At 62.0% G+C, this 16644-nt stretch carries 17 protein-coding genes; 13 read left to right on the forward strand and 4 right to left on the reverse strand.

Annotation, left to right across the window (positions count from 1 at the left end; all coding sequences use genetic code 11):
• Nucleotides 1–89: 89 nt before the first annotated feature.
• The 5 genes from N8A98_RS08010 (at nt 90) to N8A98_RS08030 (ending at nt 4446) form a co-directional block, all read left to right on the forward strand.
• On the forward strand, nt 90–518 hold the full coding sequence (locus N8A98_RS08010; RefSeq protein ID WP_262170518.1) for a TadE/TadG family type IV pilus assembly protein: 429 nt from the start codon (nt 90–92) through the stop codon (nt 516–518).
• Entirely contained in the window at nt 515–2185 is a 1671-nt protein-coding gene (locus tag N8A98_RS08015) for a TadG family pilus assembly protein (protein WP_262170519.1), read from the forward strand. The genes N8A98_RS08010 and N8A98_RS08015 overlap by 4 nt, the downstream gene beginning before the upstream one ends.
• Nucleotides 2186–2277: 92 nt before the next feature.
• The gene (locus tag N8A98_RS08020) at nt 2278–2661 is read left to right on the forward strand and encodes a GntR family transcriptional regulator (protein WP_262170521.1); all 384 of its coding nucleotides are present in this window, start codon (nt 2278–2280) and stop codon (nt 2659–2661) included.
• Complete coding sequence (locus N8A98_RS08025; RefSeq protein ID WP_262170523.1) at nt 2654–3553, forward strand: ABC transporter ATP-binding protein; 900 nt, start codon at nt 2654–2656, stop codon at nt 3551–3553. Before N8A98_RS08020 ends, N8A98_RS08025 begins: the two co-directional genes overlap by 8 nt.
• Nucleotides 3550–4446 carry a hypothetical protein gene (locus N8A98_RS08030; RefSeq protein ID WP_262170524.1) on the forward strand — a complete coding sequence of 299 codons (897 nt, stop codon included), beginning with the start codon at nt 3550–3552 and terminating at the stop codon, nt 4444–4446. The genes N8A98_RS08025 and N8A98_RS08030 overlap by 4 nt, the downstream gene beginning before the upstream one ends.
• Nucleotides 4447–4518: 72 nt before the next feature.
• Here the strand turns inward: N8A98_RS08030 and N8A98_RS08035 are convergent, their stop codons facing one another.
• Together N8A98_RS08035 and rirA are read right to left on the reverse strand one after the other, a co-directional pair.
• The gene (locus N8A98_RS08035; RefSeq protein ID WP_262170526.1) at nt 4519–6330 is read right to left on the reverse strand and encodes an ABC-F family ATP-binding cassette domain-containing protein; all 1812 of its coding nucleotides are present in this window, start codon (nt 6328–6330) and stop codon (nt 4519–4521) included.
• 302 nt (nt 6331–6632) lie between these two features.
• Entirely contained in the window at nt 6633–7094 is a 462-nt protein-coding gene (gene rirA, locus N8A98_RS08040) for an iron-responsive transcriptional regulator RirA (RefSeq protein ID WP_262170527.1), read from the reverse strand.
• A gap of 239 nt (nt 7095–7333) precedes the next feature.
• Here rirA and N8A98_RS08045 point away from each other — a divergent pair, with 239 nt between their 5' ends.
• Nucleotides 7334–7693 carry an HU family DNA-binding protein gene (locus N8A98_RS08045; RefSeq protein WP_262170529.1) on the forward strand — a complete coding sequence of 120 codons (360 nt, stop codon included), beginning with the start codon at nt 7334–7336 and terminating at the stop codon, nt 7691–7693.
• Between the two features lie 50 nt (nt 7694–7743).
• Here N8A98_RS08045 and N8A98_RS08050 read toward each other — a convergent pair whose 3' ends face one another.
• Nucleotides 7744–7902, reverse strand: a complete 159-nt coding sequence (locus N8A98_RS08050) for a Flp family type IVb pilin (protein WP_113121019.1) — start codon at nt 7900–7902, stop codon at nt 7744–7746.
• A 356-nt stretch (nt 7903–8258) separates the two neighbouring features.
• Here N8A98_RS08050 and N8A98_RS08055 point away from each other — a divergent pair, with 356 nt between their 5' ends.
• Complete coding sequence (locus tag N8A98_RS08055; protein ID WP_113121018.1) at nt 8259–8456, forward strand: hypothetical protein; 198 nt, start codon at nt 8259–8261, stop codon at nt 8454–8456.
• Nucleotides 8457–8458: 2 nt separating this feature from the next.
• Here N8A98_RS08055 and N8A98_RS08060 read toward each other — a convergent pair whose 3' ends face one another.
• Complete coding sequence (locus N8A98_RS08060) at nt 8459–8914, reverse strand: winged helix-turn-helix transcriptional regulator (protein ID WP_262170530.1); 456 nt, start codon at nt 8912–8914, stop codon at nt 8459–8461.
• A 96-nt stretch (nt 8915–9010) separates the two neighbouring features.
• Between N8A98_RS08060 and N8A98_RS08065 the strand changes: the two genes are divergently transcribed.
• The 6 genes from N8A98_RS08065 to N8A98_RS08090 all read left to right on the forward strand — a co-directional run bounded on the left by N8A98_RS08065 (nt 9011) and on the right by N8A98_RS08090 (nt 16618).
• Nucleotides 9011–10258 (forward strand): MFS transporter, encoded by a 1248-nt coding sequence (locus N8A98_RS08065; RefSeq protein ID WP_262170532.1) that lies wholly within the window; start codon nt 9011–9013, stop codon nt 10256–10258.
• A gap of 142 nt (nt 10259–10400) precedes the next feature.
• A complete protein-coding gene (locus N8A98_RS08070; protein ID WP_262170533.1) occupies nt 10401–12359 on the forward strand; it encodes an elongation factor G in 1959 nt (652 codons plus the stop codon).
• Between the two features lie 245 nt (nt 12360–12604).
• The gene (locus tag N8A98_RS08075) at nt 12605–13591 is read left to right on the forward strand and encodes an ABC transporter substrate-binding protein (RefSeq protein ID WP_262171919.1); all 987 of its coding nucleotides are present in this window, start codon (nt 12605–12607) and stop codon (nt 13589–13591) included.
• A gap of 28 nt (nt 13592–13619) precedes the next feature.
• Nucleotides 13620–14528 carry an ABC transporter permease gene (locus tag N8A98_RS08080; RefSeq protein ID WP_262170535.1) on the forward strand — a complete coding sequence of 303 codons (909 nt, stop codon included), beginning with the start codon at nt 13620–13622 and terminating at the stop codon, nt 14526–14528.
• Nucleotides 14504–15238: an ABC transporter ATP-binding protein gene (locus N8A98_RS08085; RefSeq protein WP_262170536.1), complete on the forward strand. Its 735-nt coding sequence runs from the start codon at nt 14504–14506 to the stop codon at nt 15236–15238. Before N8A98_RS08080 ends, N8A98_RS08085 begins: the two co-directional genes overlap by 25 nt.
• A gap of 18 nt (nt 15239–15256) precedes the next feature.
• Nucleotides 15257–16618, forward strand: a complete 1362-nt coding sequence (locus tag N8A98_RS08090) for an LLM class flavin-dependent oxidoreductase (protein WP_390888812.1) — start codon at nt 15257–15259, stop codon at nt 16616–16618.
• Nucleotides 16619–16644: the final 26 nt, after the last annotated feature.

Consider the following 16644-nt stretch of genomic DNA (forward strand, 5'->3'; position numbering starts at 1 on the left):
CATAGGTAATAGTGCGCTGTGGATATTGACGAAGCATCAACACATGCGGCGCAGGCTTTAGCCAGAAATCACGTGCTGGGAGGCTTATTATGCGGTCCCGTTTTGTCTCGTGGGCTCGCGACGACCGGGCGACCTCCGCTGTGGAGTTCGCCATTCTGACGCCGGTTTTCCTGTTGCTGCTGACCGGCATGCTGGCCTATGGCATTTATTTCGGTGCTGCTCATTCCTTGCAGCAATTGTCCGCCGATGCGGCGCGGACGGCGATTGCCGGGCTCAATCAGACCGAACGCAACCGCCTGGTCGGGGAATTCCTCGACCACAATGCCGCCAGCTACATGCTGATCGAGCGCTCCCGGCTGACCTATACGATTGGCGACAGCACGACCGATCCCAACCAATATCGCGTCACCCTGCGCTACGACGCTTCGGACCTGCCGATCTGGAATCTTTATGTGCCGCTGCCCCTGCCCAGCCAGGTGATCGCCTATAGCTCGACGATTCGCCGGGGCGGTATATGAAACTTTGGCGGCGGTTCTGCGCGGACCAGCGCGGCAATATGGTCGTGATGTTCGCGGCGGGCTTTGTCGTGGCCAGCGTGGTCGCCGCCATTGCGGTGGATGCGGCGGGGATTTACCACGAGCGGCGGGCCATTCAGAACGGCGTGGATTTGGCGGCCCTCGCGGCAGCCAACAATCCCGCCGCTGCCCAGAGCGTCGCCTATAGCGCCCTGATGGATGCCGGCCTGATGAGCGCCGGCTCGCAGGCGGGCCTCGTGGTGGTGACAGGCAATTATAACCCCAATCCGGCAGTGGCGGTCGAAAGCCGCTTCGTGGCGAATGCTACTCCGGCCAACGCCGTCCGAGTTTCGTTCAGCAAACCGGGCACGCTGTATTTTGCCAATGGCTGGGCAGAGCCGCCGACACTCGGCGCATCGGCCACGGCAACGGTGACCCCACAGGTGGCTTTTTCTGTGGGGTCGCGGCTGGCGAGCTTACAAGACGGCCTCGCGAATGCGGTATTGAACACTTTGCTCGGCACTAAGATTTCGCTGACTGCACTGGACTACAATGGCTTGGTTGGCGCGCAGGTCGATGTCTTCAGCTTTCTCGACAAGCTGGCTCTTAAGCTCGGCGTTAGCGTGGGAACATATAATGACCTATTGGCCAAGACCGCCAATCACGGACAATTGGCAGCTGCATTGGCCGATGTGCTGACAGGCGTGCAGCGCACTGCCATGCTCAAGCTGGCCAATACAGCCGGGCACAATGGTACTTTGCCGATCGGCAAGCTGTTGCAACTGGGCGGGCTGGGTGACTTCGATATTGGCACCGGCGCGGCCAACGGTCTTTTCACCAAGATTTCGGCGTTGGACCTGCTGTCGGCGAGTGCTGCCATCAGTGATGGAACGCATCAAGTCCACGTCCCCTTGGGACTAAAGATACCCGGCCTGCTGAGTGTCGAGCTTGATTTGGCAGTTGGGGAACCGCCACAGGGCGGCAGCTGGTATGCCATTGGTCCAACCGGCACTGTGGTGCGCACGGCGCAGGTGCGTCTGCTGCTGAGTGTAAGCGTGCTGGGCAATAGCGGCGCGCTACTGGGCCTCCCTATCCATCTCCCACTTTACTTGCAGGTCGCGCAATCGGAGGCAGTTGCCAGTACCGCGTCCTGCCCTACCGGCAACAATGTGTCGGGATCAGCCACAATCCTGGTACGGCCTGGCGCATTGCGCGTGATGATCGGAGAGGTGAACACCTCCACCTTTGGCAATTTCGGGACGACGCCAGCAGTAGGTCTCGCCAAACTGGTCGAGGTCAAGCTACTCGGGCTCACCATCCTGCAGGTGCTCGCGTCATCGGTGGTGGAGATCGCCCAGACGACACCTATTTCGCTCAGCTTCACACCAGCCGAAATTGCCGCCGGCACGGTAAAGACCGCCAAGGTCACAACAGTGGTTACATCGCTCGTCAACTCCCTGCTGGGCAATCTCAACCTGCAGGTCCCCATACTCGGACTAGGGCTCAATATCTCGGGCATAGCCGTCCTGCTCAAATTGGCCCTTAGCCCGGTAGCAGGGTTGCTCGATGGGCTGCTCGCCGGACTGCTGGACACCTTAGGCCTGTCAATCGGCGAGGCTGATGTGCAGGTCTATGGCGTGCGTTGTACGCAGCCCGTGCTGGTCGGTTGATCCCAAAGCCCCTCGCAAATCTCCGCCGCGCCTCCCCCTTGACATCATCGCCTAGTGTGCTACAAAACTAACACACTACACAGGCATAACACATGGATGATTTTCACACCAGCCAGCCGATCTTCGTGCAGATCCGGCAGCGGCTTATCGAGATGATCCTGCGCGGCGCAGCGGCGGAAGGGGATGCCCTGCCATCGGTGCGCCAGATAGCCGGGGACCTTTCGGTCAATCCGTTGACGGTCACCAAGGCATTCGAAGCGCTGGTCGATATCGGGGTGGTGGAAAAGCGAAGGGGACTGGGCATGTTCGTCAAAACCGGGGCGCGGGCCGAGCTGCTCGCCCATGAACGGGACAAATTCCTCAGGGAAGACTGGCCCCGCATCGCCGCTCAAATTGCCGCGCTCGAACTGGATGCGGCCACTCTGCTTGCAAAAACTCCCACTCCTCCCGCACAAGGGCTGATCAAAAATGACTGATCTTTCCGCTTCGGTCGAACCCATCGTCTCTGCTCGTGGCCTGCGCAAGAAATTCGGCGGCAAGGAAATCCTGCATGGGCTGGATTTCGATATTCCGCCCGGCCGCATCTATGGCCTGATTGGCCATAATGGCGCCGGCAAGACCACCACGCTCAATGCCATGCTGGGCCTGACCAATTGCGAAGGCACCATTCGCGTGCTGGGCGAAGACCCCTTTGCCAGGCGCGCGAAGCTGATGGAGAATGTCGCCTTCATCTCGGATGTGGCCAGCCTGCCGCGCTTCCTGCGAGTGCGGGAGCTGTTTGCTCTGCTCTCCAACATCCATCCCAATTTCAGCCAGGCCAAGGCGCAGAGCTTCCTGCAAGGCACCGACATCAAGCCCGACATGAAGATCAAAACCCTGAGTAAGGGCATGATCGCACAGCTGCATCTGGCCGTGGTGATGGCGATCGACGCCAAGCTGCTGGTGCTGGATGAACCCACGCTGGGCCTCGACATCACCTATCGCAAACGCTTCTACCGGCGGCTGCTGGAAGATTACATGACGGAAGAGCGCACCCTGCTCATCACCACCCATCAGGTGGACGAGATCGAGTTCATGCTCTCCGACATCATGTTCATCCGCGATGGCGACTTGATCCTGCATATGCAGATGGAAACGGTGAATGACAAATTCACCCAGCTGGTGGTCAATGACGCTGCCACCCAGGAACAGGCGCGGGCGCATGGGCCGGTCTATGAAGAAACCCGCTTCGGGCAGACCGTGATGATCTTTGACGGGGTCGATCGCGCCGTACTCGAACCCTTGGGCAAGCTGTCCACCCCGACCTTGTCGGACCTGTTCGTGGCGCTGATGCAGCGGCCCACCGCCAATCCGGAGCCCGCCCAATGAAGGCTTTCATTGCCCTGGTGCGACGCGAGTTCATCGAGCACAAGGGGGCCTTTCTCTATGGCCCGCTGCTGCTGGTCGTGCTGCTGTTCGGCGCGACGATCCTGGCCTTTACCGTGGGGCGCGTTGACGCGCGGTTCTCGGGGGCCATGTTCACAATCGCTCCACTGCGCATTTACGAGCTGGGATTCCTGGGCTTCGGCATGGCCTGGTCGCTCTATCTGATCGCCACGCTGTTCTTTTATTGCGCCGACGGCTTTGCCGCCGACAAGCGCAATAATTCCATGCTGTTCTGGAAATCCATGCCGGTCACCGATTTCAAGGTGCTGCTCAGCAAGCTTGCCGCCGCCATCACCATCCTGCCCGGCACGGTCTATGGCGTGGCCCTGCTCAGCGGGCTGCTGCTCTATGGCGTGGCGTTCGTCACCACGCTGATCAACGGCACCGGCAGCTTTGCCGCGCTGGGCAGCATTGCAGCGGTTTATGGGCATGTGGCGCTGGCGATCCTGGTCACCATGATCTGCGGCCTGCTCTGGTATCTGCCATTCATGGCGTTGGTCGGTGCGCTGGCCACAGCGATCGGCCGCTGGGCAATTCCGGTGTCGCTGCTCCTGCCATCCATCGGGGCCATGCTCGAATGGGTGACCCTGGGGGGCTTACACCCCTTCACCACGCACACCTGGGACTATATGGGCTATCGCACCACTTTCCCGCTGACCGAGGACGGCTATATCGACGTCTGGTTCCTGGGCAAGGAGCCCTTCAACGCGATCAGCTATACGACAGACCTGATCGCCCGGATGGATTGGGCGCAGGTGGGCATTGGCGCGGCTTTTGCATTGGCCTGTCTTTATGTCGCCAGCGAATACCGGCGGCGGAGCAATGCCAACGGATAAGACCTGAGGCCACATACGAAAGAGCCCCCGCAACACGCGGGGGCTCTTTTCTTTGCGATTGGGGGCAATTATCTAGCCCTCGATCTCTTCCCGCAGCATTTCGAGTTCCAGCCATTGCTCTTCGGCCGCTGCGCGCTTGGCTTCGGCGGCTGCCAAAGCCTTGGACTTCGCAGCGAAGCCCGCGGGGTCTTTGGCATAGAGGCTGCCATCGGCGAGCGCGGCATTGAGCGTCTTGATCTCGGCCTCGAGCTTTTCGATATCCTTGGGCAGGGTTTCGAGCGCGTGCTTTTCCTTGAAGGAAAGCTTGCGCTTGGCAGTGGCGGCACTAGTTTGGGCCAGGGCCGTCTTGCCGGCGCGGTGCGCCTTGGTGATGGCGGCGCGCGCGTTGACGCCTTCGCCGCGTTGGATAACCATGTCGGAATAGCCGCCGGCATATTCGGTCCACACGCCCTCGCCTTCAGCAATGATCACCGAGGTGGCGACACGATCGAGGAAGTCACGATCGTGGCTGACCACGATGGCGGTGCCGGAGTAATCCGAGACCATTTCCTCGAGCAGATCGAGGGTTTCGAGGTCCAGATCGTTGGTCGGCTCGTCCAGCACCAGGAAATTGGAGGGCAGCGACAGGGCGCGGGCCAAAGCCACCCGGGCTCGTTCCCCGCCGGAGAGCTTGCCGATCGGGGTATTGGCCTGTTCGGGGGTGAACAGGAAGTCCTTCATATAGCCCACCACATGGCGCGCTTCGCCATTGATGTGGATGGTGTCACTGCCCCCGCCGGTCAGGGCGTCCTTGAGGCGGGTTTCGGGCACGAGCTTGGCGCGGCCCTGGTCGAGCATGGCCAGCTCCAGCGCTGAACCCAGCTTGATCTTGCCGCTATCGGGCTCAAGCAGTCCCGTCAACATCTTGATCAGCGTGGTCTTGCCCGCGCCATTGGGCCCGACAATGCCGATGCGGTCGCCGCGCAGCACGCGGGTCGAAAAATCATTGACGATGACGCGGTCGCCATAGGTCTTGCTGATATTTTCGGCTTCCACCACCAGCGCGCCCGAGGTGCGGCCTTCCGATACATTCATATTGACCGCGCCGGTCACACGGCGCTGTTCGCGCCGGTCCTGCCGCAGATTGCCCAGGCGTTCGAGGCGCCCGACATTGCGCTTGCGGCGGGCGGTGACGCCGTAGCGCAGCCAATGCTCTTCACGCACGATCTGGCGATCGAGCTTGTGGCGGTCGCGCTCTTCTTCTTCCAGCACCGTGTCGCGCCAGGCTTCAAAGGCCGAAAAACCCTTGTCGAGCCGGCGGGTGACGCCGCGATCGAGCCAGACGGTGGCGCGGGTCAGATCGGAGAGAAAGCGCCGATCGTGGCTGATCAGCACCATGGCCGAGCGCAGGGAATTGAGTTCCGCCTGCAGCCATTCGATGGCGGGGAGATCGAGATGGTTGGTGGGCTCGTCCAACAGCAGGATATCGGGCTTGGGTGCCAGCACCCGCGCCAAAGCCGCACGGCGGCCTTCGCCACCCGAGAGGTTCTTGGGGCTTTCCTCGCCGGTCAGGCCCAGCGAATTGAGCAGATATTGCGCACGATAAATATCGTCGCCCGGCCCAAGGCCCGCTTCGACATAGGCAAGCGTGGTCGCAAAGGCCGACAGATCAGGCTCTTGCGGCAGGTAACGCACGGTGGCGCTGGGCTCGACAAAGCGTACGCCGCCATCATGCTGCACATCGCCGGCGGCAATCTTGAGCAGGGTCGACTTGCCCGAACCATTGCGGCCCACCAGCGCAATGCGCTGGCCGGGCGAAACGATCAGCTCGGCGCTTTCGAGCAGCGTGGTGCCGCCGAAGGTCAGGTGAATATTCTGGAGCGATAGAAGTGGTGCAGCGGCCATGGGGATCCCGATTTCCGGCCCGGATAGAGCACAGGCAGCCTGCCAGATCAATGCGCGCAAAAAAGGCTGGTCAGGGCGTTGAGGACCCTGACCAGCCCGGGGAGACGGTAGCAGCAAGCCCCGTCGTGCCGCTCGCAGCGCCGGCGGGCCTACCCCTCAGGCCAGTGTCAGCGCGCTTGCGATGACTGGAGAAAACCATATCTAATCATGACTGTCAAACTCATATTTATAGGATTTGTCGCTGAACGCAAAACGCCGCCCCGGCGGACCAGGGCGGCGTCATGACAAGATAAAAGGCCAAATTATTCGGCGGGGGCCATCATGGCTTCAATGACATTGAGGCCGAGGCGGTCGCGGATCGAGCGCTTCTTGCTGGCCAGATCGGCAATGGTATATTTCTGCAGCACGGTGAAGAAGGCACCCAGCGCCTCGCGCAGCGCGCCATTGAGATCGCATTCCCCGATCAGCGGGCAATCGGCGCCATCTTCGAAACATTCGGCCAGGGCAAAATTTTCTTCGGTGAGGCGGATGGTGTCGAGCAGGGTGATCTGTTCGGCGGGCTTGCCCAGCTTGATGCCGCCATGGCGGCCGCGCACGGTTTCGATCAGCCCGTTTTCGACCAGCGGCTTGATCAGCTTGAACAGGAACAGCTCGGAAATGTTGTAGGCCTTGGCGATATCGGCGACGCGGCTAAGCCCGGGCTCGTTGACAGCGCAATAGACCAGGGCGCGAATGGCATAATTGGATTGACGCGTCAGTCTCACGGATGAACCTTTCTGCCGAGTCGGAACCCGGATCGTATGGTCTGCGGCGGCCAAAAATGGCAGGCAGTCAGGGCGTTAACGGTGCTGCAAGCACACTTGATCTGCTCGCCAGCTTATAACCATTCTAAAATAAGTCAACTAAACCTGAACGATCAATTCAACTTTGTGTCGCGCGGCGCAACGCTGGACAGCGGCTTAAATTCCTCCTATGAATTTAATAGGGGCAGGGAAGGATAATCGTGAGCAAGACCATCACGCGTGCAATGCTCAGCGAAGCTGCAGCTCGAAAGACCGGCATTTCCAAGCATGAAGTGGCTGCCATTGGCGAAGCCATGTTTGCCCTGATCGGGGAAGCGCTGATGGCGGGCGAAGGCGTCAAGCTCACGGCCTTCGGCTCGCTTCAGGTCCGGGCTCGCGCGGAGCGGCTCGGCCGCAATCCCCGCACCGGCACGGAACATCGGATTTCACCGCGCCATACGGTGGTCTTCACGCCCAGCATGCAATTGCGTGACCAGCTCGACCTGGCGATCAGCAATGCCGCAGCCAAACCAAGCCCGCGCAAGCGGAACTGGGACGCCGAAGCCGCCCATCCGCGCTGAAACCAAGTCTACATTCAGGAATCTGTGAGAGTGATGCGCCCGGCGCTCGCCTAATGGGCCTGCGCCAGGTTCGCGATATCGGCCAGGCTGAAGCCGGCGGCAGAAACCGCGCAGGTGGTCGCCACCACGATGATTGCTGCGATCAGGCCATATTCGATGGTGCTGATACCGCCATCATCACGCAGAAAACTGGATATGGCCGAGATCATGGGCAGTCGCCTTCCGCACGCAATATCAATGGGCAGAGTTTGCCGGACAAGGGCTGAACCCAATCTGAACAGCAGGACACTTTTTCACAGCGGGGGACAGGGCGTCTTGCGAGCGCCAAAATAGGATAGACCGCTGAAATATCTGCTATTTTTGGTAAGCTCGGGCGCAATCCGGCAGTGCAAACGCGGTGTTAACCAAGCCCGTAAAGGTTAATGAACGCTTTACGTGGCGCCGGGCGGGCGATGGCTGCAAGCTGGTGTCGAGCCCGGAAGAATCCGGGAACGCCCACGAGAGGGTGACCCCCGCCGCAACACGGTCGCCCTCTCGGTTCCCTCCCGTGCTCAAGGTTACCCCCATGCCCCTCTACAAGGTAAAACTGCGGTCCGGCGAACTCATCACCATCGAAGACGGCCGCGACCTCACCACCCTCAGCAAGACGTTGCGCGAACATGGCTTCCTGCAGGTGGAACGCCGCGATTCCGATTATGCCCCGGCCAAGATGACCCTAGTGTCCCTGATGGAACACGCGGTCAATTCGATCGAACGGGACTAGGATCAGTCCTGGGCTTCCGGCACCTTTAGAATGACCGTCTCATCGGAACCGATGGCTCGGCCGTCGTGGGTTTTGACCTCGAGGTGAACCGGCCGGCCGGTTGCCCGCTCGACCAGAACCGAATGTTCTTCCTGTGGCGCGAACAGGTGCCGCTCGCCGAATTGGCGGAGCGCGACCATCAACGGGAACAGATCTTTGCCCTTTTCCGTCAAGAGATAGTGCATGCGCGTACCACCCTCGGCGGCGGGGGCAAGCTCCAGAATGCCGCTATCGACCAGCGTCCGCAGGCGTTCGGCCAGGATATTCTTGGCGATGCCGAGGCTTTTCTGAAACTCGCTAAAGCGCGTCAGGCCGTCGAAAGCGTCACGCACGATCAGCAGCGACCACCAGTCCCCGATCACATCCAAAGACCGCGCGCTGGGGCAGTAATCGCCTTTCAGACTCTTGCGAGCGACCATGGCCTAGCTCCGCTTGTGCAAATTTGGTTGCATTATTAAACCTGCCCTGCTAGCCGATCATTGGTTTTATAATTAAACTAATGTCCGGAGTTTGCAATGACGATCAGGCAAGACGCGGCGCCTTTTGGTGCCGTGGGCGAAAATGCATGCGTCCAACCGGTGTTGACGCGCGCCACCGTGTTCCTCTTTGCGCTGGCGAGCGGGCTGGCCGTGGCCAATGCCTATTTCGCTCATCCATTGCTGGATGTGATGGCCGACGATCTGGGGCTCTCGCGCAGTATTGCGGGCCTAATCGTGGGGACAACGCAGCTTGGCTATGGGCTGGGTCTTATTCTCCTCGTGCCGCTGGGCGACCTGGTCGACCGGCGCAAGCTGATCGTAGCGCAGTCGCTGCTCTCGGTCGTGGCATTGCTCTGTGCCGGCTTTTCGACATCGGCGGCCATGTTGCTGGGCTCGATGGTGAGCGTGGGGTTTCTCGCTGTGGTAACCCAGGCTCTGGTCGCCTATGTCGCGAGCCTGGCGCGGCCGTCCGAGCGAGGGCATATCGTCGGCATGGTCACGAGCGGCATCGTACTCGGCATTCTGCTGGCGCGCAGCGTGGCCGGGACGCTGACCGACCTGTCAGGCTGGCGCATCGTTTACGTCGCCTCCGCACTGCTGACGCTCCTGATCGCGCTGCTGCTATGGCGGGCCTTGCCGCGGCAGACCAGACCGCCTCCGCGCCTGTCATACCGGGCGCTTATCGTGTCGCTGGCGACGCTGTTCGTCGAGGAGCCAGTGCTGCGCATCCGCGCGGTGATCGCCATGCTGATCTTTGCCAATATCACGACGCTGCTGGCGCCACTTGTGCTGCCGCTGACCGCGCCGCCCTTTTCCATGTCGCACACGCAAGTGGGCCTGTTCGGCCTCGCCGGAGCGGCGGGTGCGCTTGGCGCCATGCGGGCAGGCCGTTGGGCCGATCGGGGGCATGGCCAGGCCGTCACGGGGATTGCACTGGGGCTGATGCTGTTCGCCTGGTTGCCGATGGCCCTGCTGGATCACTCGATCCTGTGGCTGGTCGCCGGAGTTCTGATCATCGACTTTGGCCTCCAGGCCACCCATGTCACCAATCAGGGCATGATCTATCGCGTGCGGCCGGAGGCGCAGAACAGGCTGACGGCGGTCTATATGGTCTTCTATTCACTGGGCAGCGCGCTGGGTTCCTCGACATCGACGATCATCTATGCCCATGCCGGATGGACTGGCGTCTGTCTCTCCGGCGCGGCGATCAGCCTTGTGACCATCGTCTTCTGGGCCCTGACCTTGCGCGCAACGCCACTAGCGGCAACGCAGCGCGTGGCGTGAACGGCCATTGCTTGACAGGTCCGGCGCCGCCTCAATAAATTGGCGGCGCGCAGTCTTGCGCCGCCAAACCGTCTAGAGGTTCCGATGCCCCGATTCACTTCTCACGAAAATCACATGCGAAATTCTGAGAAGATGACGGTTCATGCGCACCTTGAATCTGGGCATTCTGGCCCATGTAGACGCAGGCAAGACTAGCCTTACCGAAAGACTGCTTTTTAATGCCGGGGTGATCGACAAGCTTGGCAGCGTCGATTCCGGCAATACCCAAACCGATAGCCTCGCCCTTGAGCGGCAACGCGGCATTACCATTCGGGCCGCGGTGGTTTCGTTCATGCTGGGCGGGACAAGTGTCAATCTGATCGACACGCCCGGCCACCCCGACTTCATTGCCGAAGTCGAACGGGTGCTCGAATTGCTGGATGCTGCCGTGGTGGTGGTGTCGGCCGTCGAAGGCGTGCAGGCGCAGACGCGCGTGCTGGTGCGGGCGCTGCGGCGGCTTGGCGTGCCGATAGTGTTTTTCATCAACAAGATCGACCGTCTCGGCGCGCAATATGAGCGGGTGCTGGCTGAAATCGCCCAGCAATTGCCAGTTCGGCCCATTGCCATGTCGGACGTGCTCGAGGCCGGCAGCAAGGCTGCGCAGGTACAAATGCGCGATCTATGGCATGCACGCTCGAGTCTATGCGAAACACTGGCCGAGAATGACGAAGCCCTGCTGTCCGATTACGTGATGGCGCCGCACTTGGTAACGGCGGCGCGGTTGAAAGCCATCCTGGCCGGGCAGATCGCTGATGGCCTGGTGCAACCCGCCTTTGCCGGTTCGGCAACAACCGGGATCGGCGTGCCGGCCCTGACCGAGGCCATCGAAAGCCTGCTGCCGGCCCGCTTGCCGGACGCCGGTGGGGAGGTCGCGGGCAAGATCTTCAAGATCGAGCGAGGCTGGGGCGGTGAAAAACTGGCCTATCTGGCACTGCAAACGGGCACGGTCCATACGCGGGATCATGTCGAGCTGCCTGGTGGCGCCGAGCGGGTCACGGGCATCGAACTATTCGAGGATGGCCGGGTTCACACCGTGACGACTCTTGTAGCCGGGCAGATCGGCCGCATCGCTGGCCTCAAGACGGCCAGAATCGGCGATGCCATCAGCAAGGGCCTGCCCGGTGGCAACCGCGCCTATTTTTCGCCACCCACGCTTGAAACCCGGGTGATGGCACAGCGTCCCGCCGACAGTGCGGCGCTGTGGCTGGCGCTGGGCCAATTGGCCGAACAGGACCCCTTGATCAACCTGCGCCGCAATGAGGATGCCAACGAGGTTTTCGTCTCGCTCTATGGCGAGGTACAAAAGGAGGTCATCCAGGCCAGCCTGCTGGCCGATTTCGGGCTTGAGGCCAGTTTTGCCGAAAGCACTGTGATCTGTGTCGAGCGGTTGATCGGCACGGGAGAGGGGTTGGAAATCATGTTCAAGGAACCCAATCCCTACATCGCCACCGTCGGACTGCGGATCGAACCCCGACCGGCGGGCGCCGGGAACAGCTTTGCGCTGGAGGTCGATCCGGGGCATATGCCGGCCAGTTTCTATCGCGCCGTGGAGGACGGGGTGAGCGAGACGCTGCGGCAGGGCCGGTACGGCTGGCAAGTGGTGGATTGCCACGTCGCCATGATTGCCGCCCGGCATCGCGAGCCAATGAGCGTGGCTGCCGATTTCCGGCAATTGACGCCGCTGGTCCTGGCGGCGGCCCTGTCGGCAGCACAGACCCAAGTGTGCGAACCGATCAACCGCTTCCATCTCGAGGCTCCTGCCACAGCACTGAGCGGTCTGCTCACGCTATTGGCCCGGGCCGGCGCAGTCGTGGCGGAGACGGTGATCGCAGAGGGGGTCGTGCACGCAACCGGCACGCTGGCCGCCGCGCAATTGCAAGGCGTGCAGCAGCAATTGCCAGGGCTGACCAGCGGGGCCGGCGTGCTGGAAGCCAGCTTCGACCATTATGCGCCCGTGCACGGCAAGCCGCCGACCCGCCCGCGATCGGGAGGCGATCCGTTCAACCGGACGGAATACCTGCTCCGGGTGCGGCGGAACCTCGCCCTTACCCCTCCGGGCTAGCAGAGGATATTTGCAATGGTTTGACCGCCCGCACACGTGGCGGTCAAACCAGGTCACAAAGCGGACCATTCTGCGTGAGGCATCCCGTGTAGCGCTTCTTTTTCCAGGCGCCACCGGATTCGTCATGTTCATTTTCCTATATCCTATAGATTTAGTGGATATTAGAATTTACCGTTCTACTTGACCCTAAGTTGAGCGGATGGACCATGAAGCACCTTTCCCGATATCTGGCCGTAGTGGCGGCGATGATCATGCCGGTGGCGAGCGGAAACATCGCCGCCCGGGCCCAGGAGCCCGCCCCCTTGCTGGCCACGGTCCCGCCGGGCACCAAGCTGGTGGTTGGCGACCCACAGACTAAGGTCGCCCTGCAATTGTCCGGGCTGATCGACGAAATTCCCTTCGAAATCGAATGGACCAATCTGAGCGGCGGCCCACAGACCTCCGAAGCCTTCCGGGCGCGGGCGCTCGATGTCGGCTCGGTCGCCGAAATTCCCTCCATCTTTGCCAATTGGAATGATCTGCCGGTCCGCAACATCGCTTATCGCGAGCGCGAAGACCCTATCGGTCATCCGATCTATCGTTTCGGCATCGCGCCGGGCGTGGAGGTCAAGACGCTGGCGGACTTCCGCGGCAAGCGCATCGCCTTCAGTCCCGGCCAGGCGCAAGGCGCGCTGGTGCTGCGGGCATTACAGGCGGCAGGTCTCGCCAAGACCGATGTGACGCTGGTAGAACTGCCCAGCACCGGCGACGCCTATCCGATCGCCCTGGCGAGCCATCAAGTCGATGTCGCCCCGATCGGCGGCGTTCTGATCCGGCGCTATCTCAATCAATATGGGGCCGACGGCGCGACCGTGATCGAACACGGCCTGCGGGACGATCCCAGCCATCTCTATGCCCCCCAATGGGTGCTCGATGACCCCGCCAAGGCCGCAGCGCTGGCCGTCTATGTCGAGTTCTGGGCGCGTGCCACGCAATGGGTCAACGATAACCCCGAGGCCTGGGTCGAGGGCTATTACGTCAAGGACCAGGGGCTGAACCAGGAGGACGGCGAATATCTGGTCGAGCTGACGGGCAAGCAGATCGTGCCCGCCAACTGGGATGAGGTGGTCGCCCGGCACCAGAAGACCATCGACCTGCTCGCCACCGAGCTCGGCTACGAGCCCTATAGCGCCGAGCAGATTTTCGATCGCCGTTTCGAGCCGCTGGGCGCAACCGCGCTGGCCGCACGCTGACGGCACAATTTTACTCAGGAGATCCATCATGACCTATCTGGGCAGCATCGATGGCCGGGGACCCAAGCTACTCGAGCGCGAGGGAGCAACCAACCGGCCCGCACCAAGATCGTTTGAACCGCGACATGCCGGAATTGCGCCGGCCAGCACGACACGAAAGCGGCGCCGGCTGGGGCCTGGGCCCGCCATTCCCTTCGGCCTGCAGATCGGGCCGCTGGTGCTGGTGCTCATCTGGGTGGCAGGATCTGGGCTGAGCCTGATCGATCCGCGTGTGCTGCCTTCGCCCTGGGCGATTGCCAGCACCTTTGGCGAGCTGATTGCCGATGGCCGGCTGCAATCGAACTTCCTGACCTCGTCGGTTCGGGCGCTGCTCGGGCTGGGCTTCGGCATCGCCATCGGGCTGCTGCTGGCCATTGCCTCGGGCCTGTCGCGGGTGGGTGAGGCGCTGATCGACGGGCCCATCCAGATCAAGCGAGCCGTGCCGACCCTGGCCATGATCCCGCTGCTGATGCTGTGGCTGGGCATCGGGGAGACCATGAAGGTCACCATCATCACCCTGGGCGTCATCGTGCCGATCTATATGCATACTCACAACGCGCTGCGCGCCATCGACGAACGCTATGTCGAGCTGGCCGAGACCCTGCGCATGAGCCAGCGCGACTTCCTGTTGCAGGTCGTGCTGCCCGGCGCCGTGCCCGGCTTCCTGCTGGGGCTGCGTTTTGCCGTTACCCTGTGCTGGGTGTCGCTGGTGGTGGTCGAGCAGATCAATGCCACGAGCGGGCTTGGCTACATGATCGAACTCGCCCGCAGCTACGGCCAGACCCAGGTCATCATTGTCGGTCTGGTCGTCTATGCCTTCCTTGGTCTTGCCTCGGACGGAATTGTCCGCCTCCTCGAAAAAAGGTTGTTGTCATGGCGCCGCACGCTCGCTCATTGAATGCCGTTGAAGTTCGCCGCCTGACCCGCCGCTTCGGCCAGACCACTATTCTCGACGATGTCGATCTTGATATCGCGCAGGGCGAATTCGTCGCCCTGCTTGGCAAGAGCGGCTCGGGCAAAAGCACCTTCCTGCGGGCACTCGCCGGGCTCGATTACGAGGTCGAGGGGACGGGAACGCTGCACACGCCGGACAAACTGTCGGTAGTGTTTCAGGATGCCCGGCTGCTGCCCTGGCGGAATGTTATCCAGAACGTCACCCTCGGCCTGCGCGGCGCGGGGCAAGAGGCCGGCCGCAAGGCACTAGAGGAGGTGGGCCTGGCGGGACGCGAAACAGCATGGCCGATGCAGCTCTCGGGCGGCGAGCAGCAGCGCGTGGCACTCGCCCGTTCGCTGGTGCGCGAACCGGCTCTGCTATTGGCCGACGAACCGTTCGGCGCGCTCGATGCGCTCACCCGGATCAAGATGCACGATTTGCTGCGCGAATTATGCGCCCGCCATCGCCCGGCCGTGCTGCTGGTGACCCATGACGTGGACGAGGCCATCTCGCTGGCCGACCGCATCCTGGTGCTCGATCAGGGGCGGTTCGTCGAGGACCTGCAGGTGGACCTGCCCGGCCGCCGCCGGCATGGCGATGCGCGCTTCGGCGCTATCCGGGCCCAATTGCTGTCGCGGCTCGGCGTCGATGTCGACGACCGCAACGCCGCCTAAATTTTGAGGGAGATGAATATGGCTAAGCAAAGACAGATCAAGCTCGGCGCCTTCATCATGGCGACCGGACATCACGTTTCCGCCTGGCGGCACCCGGATTCGCAAGCCGATGCCGGGCTCAATATCGACCATTACAAGGAACTGGTGCAGACGGCGGAGCGGGGCACGTTCGACCTGGTCTTCGTCGCCGACAGCCCGGCCGGCTGGGATCGCACCAAGGACCCCGAAGCGCTGCGGCGCTCGAGCCAGGGCGCCCATTTCGAACCGGTGACGCTGTGGGCCGCACTGTCCCAGGTAACCAGCCATATCGGCTTTGTCGCCACCGCCTCCACGACCTATGAAGACCCCTATCTGCTGGCGCGCAAATTTGCCTCGCTCGACTATATCAGCAAAGGGCGGGCGGCCTGGAACGTGGTCACGACGGGCGCCGATGTGTCGAACAACTTTTCCATTCCCGGCCATCCCGCCCATGCCGACCGCTACAAGCGGGCCGAAGAATTCGTCGATCTGGTCAAGGGCCTGTGGGATTCCTACGAGGACGATGCCTTTATCCGCGACAAGCAGAGCGGCATCTATCTCGACCCGGACAAGGTGCATCAGCTCAACCATTCCGGCACGTTCTTCACTGTTAGCGGCCCACTCAATGTCGGGCGCCCGGTACAGGGCTATCCGGTGATCGTGCAGGCCGGGGCGTCCGAGCCCGGGCGGGAACTGGCGGCGCGCACCGCCGAAATGATCTTTACTGCCAACCAGACACTGGAAGATGCGCAGGAATTCTATGGCGATGTAAAGGGACGGCTGGCGCGCTACGGGCGCAGCCAGGAAGACCTGCTGATCAGCCCTGGCATTTTCCCGGTGCTGGGTGGTACCGAGCGGGAGGCGCAGGACAATTACGATTACATCCAGTCCCTGATCCACCCATCGATCGCCTGGAGCATCCTGCAGCGGCACTATAAGGGCGTGGATCTCTCGGGCTATTCACTCGACGACCGCGCGCCGCCATTGCCGGCCGACACCGAGCTCAACAAGAGCCGGCTCAAACTGGTGACGGACCTGGTCGAGCGCAACAATCTGACGCTGCGGCAATTGTATCTCGCCGTGGCGGGGGCGCGTGGCCATCGGACGGTGGTGGGTACGCCCGAGCAGATTGCCGACGCCATGGTGGAATGGTTCGAGAACGGGGCCGCCGACGCCTTCAACATCATGCCGCCCATCCTGCCGACGGGTCTCACCGATTTCGTCGACCAGGTGGTCCCCATCCTTCGTCGCCGCGGCCTGTTCCGGCATGAATATGAAGGCACGACCTTACGGGAAAATTTGGGCCTTGCCCGTCCGGCCAATAGTTTTGCCGTGGCACGTGACCAGCGGGAAGCCGGCTAGGAGCGAGCGCCCCGGGGATGCGGGGC

It is taken from the genome of Devosia neptuniae, assembly GCF_025452235.1.
Taxonomy (GTDB): Bacteria; Pseudomonadota; Alphaproteobacteria; order Rhizobiales; family Devosiaceae; genus Devosia.